A 12708-nucleotide genomic window follows, 5' to 3' on the forward strand; every position below is an offset into this window, starting at 1 on the left:
CGACCGACCCCGTTTCAGTTGCTGCGAATGATGACGACCGACGTCGCGTCGCCGCGTTTGACGAGCAGCTTCAACCGCCCGTCGGTCTTCCAGCTTACCGCGAGCTGGGTGTCGGGCGACTGCGTCAGGTCGGGCGCGGCGGTGTCGATCCGTGTGATCAGGTCGCCCGCGAACAATTTGCCCGACACCACCGCGTTGCGCTCGATCGACCCGACGAGGATCGCCTTGGTCGCGAGGTCGTAGCTGACGGTGATGCCGAGGTCATTGATCCGAACCGCGGCGAAGCCGGCGGGCGACTTGGCGTTGGCGGAAGCCAAGGGCGGGACGCCGTTGGCACCGGTCATCGGGCCGAGCGACGCGAGCACGGTCGGCGCGGCGGCGGCGCGAGGCGCGACGACTGGCGGAGCACTGACGGGAACGACGACCGGCTGACTGGCCGCGACGACCGGCGCGCTGGGGGGAGGAGATACCGCGGCGACCGCAGCGGGGGCAGCATGGCTGGCCGTCACGACGACCGGGGCACTCGGGCCGCTGACAACAACCGCCGGAGGGCTGGCGGCGACCACAGCGGCGCTCGGCGGCGGAACGGTGACCGGGACCGGCCTTGGCGCCGGGGTCGCCGCAACGATTACAGCGGCAGTCGGCGGGGGAGCGGTGGCAGCGAACATTGGCACGCTGAGCGGCGCGGTTGTCGTTACCGAGCCCGTGGTCCCGAGCGACGTGCTTCGCGCCGCGATCGCATCCCCGCCGACCGCTCCGCCCGCTGCAAGCGTCGAGGCATAAGCGGCGGCGAGGCTGGCGGCGTTGTTCGCGGCGAGCATCGCGGCCTTGGCGGCGGCGACATTCGCGGCATTATTCGCGGCAACGGTGGCGGCCTTCGCGGCAGCGACAGCGGCAGCGAGGTTCTCCGCTGCGGCGGCCGCGGTGTGCGTCAGGTCGGCAACGCGGGTCTGCGCGAGCGCGACGTAGCGCCCGCTGGCGTAGGTCGCAAGATACGCATCGCACGGCCCGCGGCTCTGCGAGGTTTTGCACAAGGTCCAGCTTTCCGCCTCGATGTCGATCGTCGGCGGCGGCGGCGCTACTGCGACCGCGACTGGCGGGATGAAGTAGAACTCCTGGCTCGACAGCGAGCCATAAGTGAGCGGCTCCTGCGAGCCGCCGGTCTGGGTGAGCACATCGTCGCGAACCTGGCGGAGGAGCAGGCTGATCTCGCGCCCGGGCTCGACGATGCGCCGTGCCAGCGCCGCGGCGAACGGGCTGTTGACCCGCCCGTCCGACGCGAGGGTGCCGGCCTTGGCGCTATAGATGACGAGGCTGTTCTTGCTCGGCTCGACCGCGGTCATGCCTTTGCTGACCGCTCCTGCCTGCGCCATCGTCTTCTTGAGCTTGTCGAAGAACGGGTTGTCGCGGCAGGCGTCGAGGATGACGATCCGCAGCCGCTTGGCGTTCTCGGTGACCGACAGCATCCGGTCGAGCTTGACCGCCTCGATATCGACGTCGCGGTCGTGGGCGAAGACGACGTCGACGGGCACGATGTAGTTGACGTGGTCGACCTCGACGCCGTGGCCCGCGTAATAGACGAGTGCGACGTCGGCGTGGTCGGCCTCGTTGCCGAAGTCCTGCAACGCCTTGTTCATCGCGACGAGGCCGAGATCCTCGAGCACCGTGACCTTGTCGAACCCGGCCTTTTTAAGCGCTGCCGCAACCAGCCCTGCGTCGGCAGCTGGGTTCGTCAGCTTGCCGAAGGCATTATAGTGACTGTTGGCGATGATCAGCGCGACGCGTGTTTCCGCCGACGCCGCGATGGGGAACAGCAGCATCGCGGCGAGTGCCGCGAGCAGGTGCAGTCCCAGTCTATGCATGCGGCGACGGTACGGTCATTGGGATCCCGGCGGTGACGGCAAATCAGGGACACGCAAAATTACCGGACACGAACCGCGCGTATAGCATCAGCCCCACCAATTTGGCAGGGTTTATTGATCTTTCGATAGTGGTCAGCGCGACGGTGGCAGCGTGCCTTTCATGCCGGTCCACAGCGCGGCGTTGAAAGCGGCGGTGTCGAGCTTGTCTTCGCCCGAAAAGTCCTGTCCGGCCATCGCCTTCGCCCAATAGTCCGCGCTGCGTTCGGGGGCGAGGCTTGCCGGTCGCGCCGCCGCGACGCGCGTCGCCGGCTTTGGCAGGGCAGTCGCATCGAGCGTCGCCGGCCAGCGCGCGGTATAAGTCCACGGCGACGTCAGCGCCGGATCGAACGCATCGGCCATCGGCAGCGCGAGACTGTCGTTCAACCCAAGCGCGGGCAGGTCGAGCAGCCGTTCGATCGTCTTGAGCAGATTGACCGTCGTGTAGCGCGTCGACACCACCGCGCCGCGCCGGATGCCGGGGCCGATCAGCAGCGCCAACGACCGGTGCGCGTCGACATGGTCGGCTCCGTTCTGCGCGTCGTCCTCGACAATGACGATCAGCGTGTCCTTCGCCGCCGGTGAGGCCGCGACCGCCGCGACGACCCGCCCGATTGCATAGTCGTTGTCGGCGATCTGGCGGTCGGGCGTGTTGACCCCGTCGATCGCCTCGGCAAAGTCGCCGAAATGGTCGTGCGCGAGACGCAGCAGCGTCAGCCGCGGGGTCTGCCCGGCGGCGACGCGCGGCAGCCAATCGCGCTTCCATTCGTCGACCAGCCAATAATCGGGGAAGCCTTGGTCAAAGCTGCGGAAATACGGGTCGGTGACCGGCGCGAGCCGCGCATCCGCTGCCCACATCACCTGCAGCTTCTTTGCCGCCGGATCGCGTTCGCGCGGGATGCGGTTCGCCCCTGCCTTCTCGTCGTAGCGCGACAGGTCGCCGTAAAAGCCGTAATTACGAACGCTCAGCCCCTTCTTCAGCGCTGCCGCCCACAGGGTCCCCGCTCCGGCTTCGCCGTCGGGCGCGTCGGCGGCAGACAGGTCGGCGGTTCCCGCGAGCAGATCGGGGTCGGCAGGAACATCGGGATTGGCCGCGTGGCGCGCTTCGGTCGGCAGAGCGACATTGACGAAGCGGTTGGTCCCCTCGGACTCGTATGCCAGCCCCTTGCCCGCATAGCCGACGGGCGTGACGCGTTCGAGCATGTCGAGCGACCGCGCCTGGCTCGACCAGCTCCACCCCGTTCCCGACACCTCCCCCGAATCGAAGAAGCGGTCGAAGGTAACGAACTGGCGCGCGAGGCCGTGGTGGTTCGGTGTGATCGCCTGCGGGAACAGCGCAAGCTTCGCATCGCCGTCGCCCGGGCGGAGGTCGCCGAGCACTTGGTCGTAGGTCCGGTTCTCCTTGACGATGTAGATGATGTTACGGATTTTCCCGCGCATCGCTGCCATCACCGCCTCGGCGCGCGCGGCCTTGGCGGGGGTCGGCGCAGAAAGGTTGGCGGTGACGCGCGCGGTTAGCCGGGCTAGCTCGGGCTTCGCGGGTGGCGGGAGCGTCAGCAGCGACCCGGTCTGGAGCTGGAGGACATACTGGCCCGACGCGCGGCACGTCGCCTCGCCTGCCGGGGTCGTCGCGAAGCTCGCGCGGCACGCCCCTGGGTTCGGCCCCGGCAGCCCCTTGAAGTTCGCCACCGCCAGCCGCCCGCCCGCGACTGCGACCGCATCGGGATACCAGCCGGTCGGGACCATTCCGGCGAACGCTGCCGGAGTGCCCGATGGCTTTGCGAGCAGGGTCTTGAGATCGATCGCCGCGACCGCGTTGAAGCCGCCGAGCGTCACCCACAGCCGCCCGTCGCCGCCGAGCGCGAGCGCGTTGGGGTTGAGTCCCTTCGGCCGGGTCGCAGCGTGAGGCAACCCCGACAACGGATATTCGGCGACCGACCGGCCGGCGGCGGCGAGCGCGATCAGTGTGTCGGCATTGTCGCCGGTCGCGAGGACCCGGCCATCGACAAGCGCGAGGAGCGCGGTCGGCTCGGCGATCGTTTTCGCGCGCGCAACGACGGCGAGCCGGTCGCCATCGACCGATATGCTCACGAGTTCACGGTCACGCGGCGACGACACCACCGCGCGGTTCGACCCTGCCATCACGACGCGGAACGGATAGGTGCCGCCGGGAACGCCGCGCTGGGCCGGGTCGATCTTGCCGGGGCGGAGATCGATCTCGGCGATCACCTTGCGCCTTGTCGCGTCGACGAGGCTGAGCGAGTCGTTGAAGAAATTGGTCACCAGCAGCCGGTCGGCGGTCGCCCAGACAACCCCGGCGGCGGCGGGCTTGACCCGCAGCCCCAGTCCTTCGGCGTGACCGAGCGCAATCGGCGCACCGTCGGGAGCGAGCGCCTTGCCGTCCCACGCGAAGGTCACGACCGCGTCGGCGACGCCCAGCGTCGCGGCGATACGCTTGCCGTCGGGCGACCACGCCAGCCCGGCGAAGGTCGCAGGCAGCGGGGCTTCGGCAATCTTCTGGGCGCCCTTGGGGCCGGGGCGAAAGATCATCAGCCGCTCTGTCGAATGAGCCTTGTCGGGCGTGCCGTCGGGCAGCGCCATCCCGTTGAACCCCGACGTCAGCAACGCGACGAGCGATCCGTCGGGTGATGCCGCCAACGCCGCCGGGTTGGTAATCGCGACCGACCCCGGCTTCCCGTCGAGCGTCCCAAGCGTCGTCAGCACCGCGCCCTTTGCAGCGAGCGGAGTGATCGCGAAGCCGCTCGGCGTCGGCGACGCATCGTCATCGGCATCGCGGGCGGCACCGGGCGCGGCGGCGGCCGCGGCAATCAACAACACCGCAATCGATCCAGCCGCCCGCATGCTCATCCCCTACGATTATCGTCGCAGTCATAATCGACCGTCGCCAAACGCGAAATGCCGGCCGCGCGAGCGACCGGCATTACTGCGCGTCTGTGACGGTTTGGCTCAGCCGACGGTGAGGCGATCCGAAGCGGCTGCGACGACCTTGGGCTTGGCCGAGTCGAGCGCAACGCGGACACAGCGGTTCTCTTCCTTCATCGACTGAAGGTCAAACCGGCCGGTGACGCAAACCGCATGCGCGGCGGTTTTGATCCGGCGCTCGAGGATTTTGCGACCCTCGGTGCTCCCGAGATTGAGGTCGGCGTAGCTGACGTTCTGGCTGCGCGCGGTATCGTAGATGCTGCCGGCATGGGCCGGGGCGGTCGCTCCGACGAGGCAGAGCCCGGCGCAAAGAGCGGTGCCGACGGTGCCGAGGACGGTGCGAGCGATGATCGAGTTGGAGGCGGTGAACATCTTCTTTCTCCCTTTTGCCGGGGCGACCGATGATCCGGCGTCCCATGCCAAGGGCTTTGCACAGGCCGTGCCAAGTGACTTGTGACTCAACTTCTCAATGACTTAGACAGGCTCACCGCTGCGCTTTGCAAAACGCACGATGAATGAAGACCAGTATTCGGTAAGTTCCACCAGAATTTGGCACATCCTATTTATCGCGCCGCCGACCCGATCGGCTCAGCCGCGAAAACGCCGGATCAGCGAACTCGTATCCTGCCGCCGCCCGCCCATCGCCTGGATGTCGCCGTAGAATTGATCGACCAGCGCGGTCGTCGGGAGCGAGATGCCGAGCCGCTTCGCCTCGTCGAGCACCAGCCCGAGGTCCTTGCGCATCCAGTCGACCGCGAAGCCGAAATCGAACTCGCCTTTGGCCATCGTGCCGGCGCGATTGTCCATCTGCCAGCTTTGTGCCGCGCCCTTGCCGATGACGTCGATAACCGCGGGTGCGTCGAGTCCCGCCGACAGCGCGAAGTGCATCGCCTCGGCGAGCCCCTCAAGGACCCCGGCGATGGCGATCTGGTTGACCATCTTGGTCAGCTGCCCGCTCCCCGCCGGTCCCATCAGCCCGGAGCGCCTGGCGTACGCCGCCATCACCGGCTCCGCGGCCGCGAACGCTTCTGCACTCCCACCGCACATGATCGTCAGCGCGCCGTTGACCGCCCCCGCCTGCCCGCCCGACACCGGCGCATCGAGAACAAGAATATCGCCACGCGCTGCCGCCAGTTCGCGGGCAATCGACGCCGACACGGTGGTATGGTCGACGTAGAGCGCGCCGGGAGTCATTGCCGCGATCGCGCCGTCGGTGCCGAGCGTGACTTCGCGGAGATCGTCGTCGTTGCCAACGCAGGTGAACACGGCATCGGCCCCCGCCGCCGCGAGCTCCGGCGTCGCCGCCGACTTGCCCTTGTACTCGGCGACCCACGCGTCGGCCTTGGCGGCGGTGCGGTTATAGACAGTGACGTCGTGCCCGGCGGCGGCGAGATGCCCCGCCATCGGATAACCCATGACGCCAAGGCCGATGAATGCGATTTTGCTCATGCGACGGCTGTTAACCGAGCGCGCGGCGTCCTGCACCTGCTTTCAGGTCAGTCGGGCTCGATGTCGCGGTTGGCGTTCATCCGGACATAGCCCTTGTCGACGATGCGGAAGGCGGTCTTGGGCACGACGGTGTCGATCGACGTCACGCGCCAGATCGCGCCGCCGCCGGGAGCGATGACCAGCGGCAAGTGGTATTCGGTGCTCCAGCAGACGCGCGTCGTCCGTGGCCCCTCGACGAGGTCGTACCAGCGGCACGCAGCGAACGGCTTCGGCGCGCCCGCCGGGGCCTTGCCGGGGCCGAGCATATACGCGCCCTTGGGATGCCGCAGGCCGTGCCCGAGGTCGAACCAGTCGGTGAAATTGCCGAGGCGATAGAGGTTGGCGCGGTCGATCGTCGTCACGATCCGCTTGCGGTTGTCGACGATGATCATGCGGAAATCGATGCCGTCGGCGGCGTGCGCGACATAAGTTTCGACCAGGCCGTCGGTGACGCGCTTGAGCTGCTTGTCGCGGTCGCGCCAGACTTCGAGGTGATGGACCGCGAGGCCGGTGCCATAGTCGGTGTGGAAGTGGAGCATCGCGGGCTCCCCGCCAGTGGCGAAGACCGTCTCGAACTTCTGGCTCGGCGCGGGGTGCGGTGCCGCCGCCGCCGTCAGGGCGACGGCGGCGAGCAATAGGTACAAACGCATACTCTTTACTGACCTGTTTTACTTGCGAACCGCCGCCGCCGAGTCGAAGTAGCGGTAGGTCTTGCCGTCGACCGCGAGGTCCTTGACCGCGAGGTTGATCGAGTACGTCCCGGCAGTCCGTGTCGTGTCGCGCGTTGCGCCGGTCGGATCGGTTGGCAGCTCGAACGCCAGCCCCGTCGCGGTCGACGCGGCAACCGTCGTCGGCGTCACGGTCGGCTTCGTCCCGCTCAGCGGCGTGACCAGCGCCTCATTAAGGATGCGCCCATCGGCGTTCGGCAGCGAGACGCCGAGCAGGTAGGCGACGGTCGGGGCGACGTCGACGTTACCCGACGGGTTGGTCACCGCCCCGGCCGTGAACGACGGACCGTTGGCGATCAGCGTGTTGTGGACGTCGGTGGTGCCGAAGCTGCCGTGCATGCCGCGCTGGCCGCCGGTGCTCTCGAACTCGATCCCGGGCTTGCCCTGGACGCTGACGGTGTCGTCCCACGCGAAGGAGACGACGACGTCGGGCTGGCCGTTGTTCTGGCGGGTGCCGTTCTCGAGGTTGACCTGCGCCATCGTCAGCGTGCCCGGGATCGCCCCATAGCGGCTGTCGACGAAGATCGCGCCGTATTCCTCACGCTGCTGGAGCGTCTTGACGAGGCGCTGGATGACCGCCGGATCATGGCCGGGGACGTAGAAGTAGTCCGACCCGCCATTTGCCGCGACGACGATGCCGCCGGCCGGCAGGCTACCTGGTGCGGGTACCTTGAAGCTGGCGATCGGCGTCGGCAGCGTCGCGCTGATCGACTGGTACTTGGTGTTCGCCGCGCCACACAGGGCACCGCTCGCGTCGTTCTTGACCGGCACCGTTGCCGCGCCCGTCGCGCTCAGGCCGTACATCGCGCTCGTCACGCAGCCGCTGCCGTCATACGCGGCGAAACCGCGATACGTCAGCAGGTCGGCCGAGCGGACGTCGCCCGAGAAGGAGAAGCCGGTGCTCGACGCCGCACCGAGCGCCGCAGCGCTGGTGCCGCTTGTCGAACCGTTGACTGCCGCGCCGTTCGGCGCGGTCGCCGACGGCGTGATCGCCCGCAGCGGATAGAGCGCCAGCGGACCCGAGACGGTCGAGTGGCCGTGGTCGGAGACGACGATGATGTTGGTCGTCTTGTCGATACCCTGCGCCTTGAGCGCCGCCATCAGTTCGCCGAGGCGCGCATCCTGCGAGCGCAGGCCCGCCTTGACGTTGGCCGTGCCCGGACCATAGCCGTGCTCGACGTTGTCGGGGGTCCGGAACCAGATCAGCGATAGCATCGGCTTCTTGTTCGGCAGGATATAATTGGCGAACACCGACATCATGTACTTGTTCGCCGCGTCCTCGGGGGCGCCCTGTGTCGTGTCGGTTGAATCGCGGGCGGGGACCGTCAGCGCACCGGCGGGGTCGTACGCCGTCGTGTTGAAGGTGATGTAGCCGGCCCGCGCGGTCGGGTTGCCGTTCGTCGCCGACAGCGTGACGAGGTCGGTGCCGGTATAATCCTTGGTGACGTTGAGCGGCAGCGCGATGTTCGCGTTCTGCAGTTCGGTCACGAGGAGACGCGGCTTGACGGTGTTCTCGTCGAGGAAATAGCCGCCCTTACCAAGATCCTGGAGATACGCCGCGCCGCTCTTGCCGATCGTCGCGGTGACCAGACCGGCGCCCTGTGCAGCGGCGAACAGGTTCTTCACCAGCAGCAGCTGGCCGCTGTAATAGGTGTTGAGCGTCGTCAGGACCTGGTAATCTTCGGTGAAGACCGGGTCGACATAGTCCTGCGCGGTGCCACCGGCGGCGAGCCCGACCGGGATCGTGTTGCCGGTCCCCTGCGGCGGCGTCCAGAAGGTGTTGCCGTAGAAGCCCGAGGTCTTCGGGAACGATCCGGTCGCGAACGACGACGAGTTCATCATCGTGAAGGTCGGATACGTCGAGTGGTTGTCGTTGAACGCTGCGCCAGCCGCCTTCAGCGCGGCGAGGTTCGGCGTGTCGGTGGTGTTGACGTCGTCGGGGCGGAGGCCGTCCCAGACCATGATGATCGTCCGCGTCGCAGCGAGCGGCGTCGGGCCGGTCGGTGCCACGGTGGTCGGCGACGAGTTGTCGTTACAACCCGCGACCAGGCTGCCCGCGGCAACCAGAGCAACGATGGCTTGGATCAGTTTCACGGTCTGGAAGCCCCCTAAGCAATGCCTCGGGCGCAAACCCGACGACTCGATCTGGCGGGCTTTAGGGACGGCGTGTGACGGTGTGATGACGCGGAGATTGGTGACGATGACGCGGCACGGCTGGCAAAATCCCGTCTTCCTCGCTAAGCGCGGCGGATGAACGCACTCGCCGAAACCGCCCTCCCCCTGCCGATCGATTATGCCGACGTGCTCGCCGCACGCGTGGCGATCGGCGACGCGGTGATCCGCACGCCGTGTCTGTACAGCCGGACGCTGTCGGAGATGACCGGGGCCGACGTCTGGCTCAAGTTCGAGAATCTCCAGTTCACCGCCGCCTACAAGGAGCGCGGCGCGCTCAACAAATTGCTGTCGCTGACCGAGGACCAGCGTTTGCGCGGCGTCATCGCGGCGTCGGCGGGCAACCACGCGCAGGGGTTGGCCTACCACGCCAAGCGCCTCGGCATCCCGACGACGATCGTCATGCCGCGCCACGCCCCGGCGGTTAAGGTCCGCCAGACCGAGGGGCACGGCGCCACCGTTATCCTCCACGGCGAAAGCTTTGACGACGCCGCCGCGCACGCGCACAAGCTCACCGTCGAGCGCGACCTGACCTATGTCCCGCCGTTCGACGACGCGTTGATCATGGCCGGCCAAGGAACCGTCGCGCTCGAAATGCTCGAGGACGTGCCGCAGCTCGACACGCTGATCGTCCCGATCGGCGGCGGCGGGCTGATCTCCGGCATGGCCACCGTCGCCAAGGCGGTGAAGCCCGAAATGATGGTCGTCGGCGTCGAGGCCGAATTATACCCGTCGATGTACGCCAAACTTCGCGGCCAGACGATGCCGTGCGATGGCGACACGCTCGCCGAGGGCATCGCGGTCAAGGTGCCGGGCGAACTGACCTTCCGCGTCGTGCAGGCGCTGGTCGACGACGTTTTGCTGGTCGGCGAGCGCGACCTCGAACGCGCGGTATCGCTGTTGCTGACGATCGAGAAGACCGTTGTCGAGGGTGCCGGTGCGGCGGGGCTGGCAGCATTGCTCGCGCACGGCCAGGCGTTCCGCGGGCGCAAGGTCGGGCTGGTGCTGTGCGGCGGCAACATCGACACGCGGCTGCTGGCGAACGTCCTCCTCCGCGACCTCGCGCGGTCGGGGCGGTTGGCGCGGCTGCGGATCCGACTCAAGGACCGCCCGGGGCAGTTGTTCGAAGTTGCGCGGGTGTTCGACCGACTCCAGGTCAACATTCTCGAAGTCTATCACCAGCGGGTGTTCACCACCCTCCCCGCCAAGGGCCTGATCACCGAGATCGAATGCGAGACCCGCGACCGCGACCATCTCGACCGGCTGATCGAAGCACTGCGCGCGTCGGGTTATGATGTGCGACAAGTCGAACTGGATTAGCGCTACCGATTTGCCGCTGCGTGCCGCATATTAAGGCGTGACCGACCAGAGCTTCCGCTTTCCGCGCTTCTTCGTGACGGCGCCGTCGCCGTGCCCCTACATCCCGGGGCGCGTCGAGCGGAAGGTATTCACCGAACTCAAGGGCTCCGACGCCGCGGGCATGAACGAGGCATTGAGCCGGATCGGCTTCCGCCGCAGCCAGAACGTCGTCTACCGGCCGAGCTGCGACGGCTGTTCGGCGTGCGTTTCGGTCCGCGTCGTCGCGGGGAAGTTCACCCCGAGCGCATCGCAGAAGCGCCTGCTGAAGCGCCACGCCGACCTTGATGTCAGCGCGTGCGAGCCGTGGAGCACCGAGGAACAGTTCGACCTGCTCCAGCGCTACCTCGGCTCGCGCCACCCCGACGGCGGCATGGCGGCGATGGATGCGTACGACTTCGCCGACATGGTCGAGCAGACCCCGGTCGACACCGTCGTCGTCGAATATCGCGAGCCATCGGTCGACGGACGTCCCGGGCGGCTGGTCGGCGCGTGCCTGACCGACAAGCAGACCGACGGCCTGTCGATGGTCTACAGCTTCTTCGCGACCGAGGATCCGGCACGACAGGGGCTTGGGACGTTCATCATTCTCGATCACATCGTCCGCGCCGGCCGCGCTGGGCTGCCGTACGTTTACCTCGGCTACTGGATCGAAGGGTGCGAGCGAATGGACTACAAGACCCGCTTCGCGCCGGTGGAACGCCTTGGCCCGGGGGGCTGGCGCGGGGTCTAGCCGCGCCGTTTCAACACCAACCGGTCAGGCGTGCGCGACCGCCGAGACCTCGCCTGCCTTCATCTCGATCGCCGCCGGAGCGGGCGCGCGCGGAGCCCGCCCGCTCTGCGCCGGATCGTTGGCACGAATGAAGTCCTCGACGACGGGGGCGATGATCTCGCGCCAGCGGCGGCCGTTGAAGATGCCGTAGTGACCGACCTGCTCGGCCATGTAGTACTTCTTCTTGTCGTCAGGCAGGTTCGTCGCCAGCGTCAGCGCGACCTTGGTCTGGCCGAGCCCCGAGATATCGTCGCGCTCGCCCTCGATCGCCAGCAGCGCCGTCTTGGTGATGTTCGCAGCATCGACGCGGACCCCGCGGTGATCGAACTCGCCCTTGGCGATCGACTGCTTCTGAAAGACGACGTCGATCGTCTGGAGGTAGAATTCTGCGGTCATGTCCGACACCGAGCGGTATTCGTCGTAGAATGCCTTGGTTGCATCGGCCGAGGTGTCGTCGCCGGCAACGAGGTGTTTGAACATTTCCCAGTGCGACTTCATGTGGCTCGCGAGGTTCATCGACAGGAAGCCCGATAGCTGGAGAAACCCGGGATAGACCTTGCGCCCCGATCCGGGATAGCTCGCGGGCACGGTGGCGACGACGTTATTGACGAACCATGCGTACGGCCGCTCGGTCGCGAGGTCGTCGACCGAGGTCGGGGCCTCGCGCGTGTCGATCGGGCCACCCATCATCGTCAGCGTGAGAGGCAGATTGGGATCGTTCTTGACCGACATGATCGACACTGCGGCATAAGCCGGGACGGCGGGCTGGCACACCGCGAGCATGTGCGCGCCCGGGCCGACGACGCCCATGAATTCGATCAGATAGTCGATATAGTCGTTGAAATCGAAAGTGCCGTCGCTCAGCGGGACGTACTTTGCGTCACGCCAGTCGGTGACATAGACGTCGTGCCCCGGCAGCATCCGCTCGACGGTGCCGCGGAGCAGCGTCGCGAAATGCCCCGACATCGGCGCGACGATCAGCAGCTTGGGGTCGTTGCGCCCCGATACCGCGCGGACGAAATGCTTGAGCTGGCCGAACGGCTTGCGCAGGACGATCTCCTCGCTGACCGCGACCGAGACGCCGTCGACGATTGTCGCGGCAAGGCCGAAGTCGGGCTTGCCGCGCGGCGCTGCGGCATGGGCGAAGACTTCGAGCGCCCGCGCGATGACCGGCGAAGTGCCGACGTAAGCGAACGGGTTTGCCGGGCTGAGCAGCCAGTCCGAGGTCAGCTTCGACGCGGCCCCCATGCCAGCGAGCATCGACTTCTGCATCTCATACGCGTCGTAAAGCATCTATCGTCCTCGATCCGCGACCCGGATGGCGCGCATGACTTGTGGCATAACGCATCCG

General features: G+C 67.3%; 9 protein-coding genes. 2 read left to right on the plus strand and 7 right to left on the minus strand.

The features are described from left to right. Positions 1-14: 14 nt before the first annotated feature. From KZX46_RS16465 to KZX46_RS16490, 6 genes are all read right to left on the minus strand, one after another. Positions 15-1862: a caspase family protein gene (locus tag KZX46_RS16465; protein WP_219774879.1), complete on the minus strand. Its 1848-nt coding sequence runs from the start codon at positions 1860-1862 to the stop codon at positions 15-17. Between the two features lie 132 nt (positions 1863-1994). Further along, complete coding sequence (locus tag KZX46_RS16470; RefSeq protein WP_219774880.1) at positions 1995-4760, minus strand: hypothetical protein; 2766 nt, start codon at positions 4758-4760, stop codon at positions 1995-1997. 105 nt (positions 4761-4865) lie between these two features. Then, positions 4866-5213, minus strand: a complete 348-nt coding sequence (locus tag KZX46_RS16475; protein WP_219774881.1) for a UrcA family protein — start codon at positions 5211-5213, stop codon at positions 4866-4868. Positions 5214-5429: 216 nt separating this feature from the next. Further along, a complete protein-coding gene (locus KZX46_RS16480; protein WP_219774882.1) occupies positions 5430-6290 on the minus strand; it encodes an NAD(P)-dependent oxidoreductase in 861 nt (286 codons plus the stop codon). A gap of 47 nt (positions 6291-6337) precedes the next feature. Next, on the minus strand, positions 6338-6979 hold the full coding sequence (locus tag KZX46_RS16485; RefSeq protein ID WP_219774883.1) for a hypothetical protein: 642 nt from the start codon (positions 6977-6979) through the stop codon (positions 6338-6340). An 18-nt stretch (positions 6980-6997) separates the two neighbouring features. After that, the gene (locus KZX46_RS16490) at positions 6998-9151 is read right to left on the minus strand and encodes an alkaline phosphatase family protein (protein ID WP_226896002.1); all 2154 of its coding nucleotides are present in this window, start codon (positions 9149-9151) and stop codon (positions 6998-7000) included. 156 nt (positions 9152-9307) lie between these two features. Between KZX46_RS16490 and KZX46_RS16495 the strand changes: the two genes are divergently transcribed. Together KZX46_RS16495 and KZX46_RS16500 are read left to right on the plus strand one after the other, a co-directional pair. Further along, positions 9308-10549, plus strand: coding sequence for a threonine ammonia-lyase (locus KZX46_RS16495; RefSeq protein WP_219774884.1), 1242 nt, complete (start codon positions 9308-9310; stop codon positions 10547-10549). 37 nt (positions 10550-10586) lie between these two features. Next, positions 10587-11318: an arginyltransferase gene (locus KZX46_RS16500; RefSeq protein ID WP_216707881.1), complete on the plus strand. Its 732-nt coding sequence runs from the start codon at positions 10587-10589 to the stop codon at positions 11316-11318. Positions 11319-11342: 24 nt separating this feature from the next. On the opposite strand, the gene KZX46_RS16505 is transcribed toward KZX46_RS16500, so the two are convergent. Beyond that, positions 11343-12650 carry a polyhydroxyalkanoate depolymerase gene (locus tag KZX46_RS16505; RefSeq protein WP_219774885.1) on the minus strand — a complete coding sequence of 436 codons (1308 nt, stop codon included), beginning with the start codon at positions 12648-12650 and terminating at the stop codon, positions 11343-11345. Positions 12651-12708 lie beyond the last annotated feature (58 nt).

Source organism: Polymorphobacter sp. PAMC 29334 (assembly GCF_019431245.1).
GTDB lineage: Bacteria > Pseudomonadota > Alphaproteobacteria > Sphingomonadales > Sphingomonadaceae > Polymorphobacter_B > Polymorphobacter_B megasporae.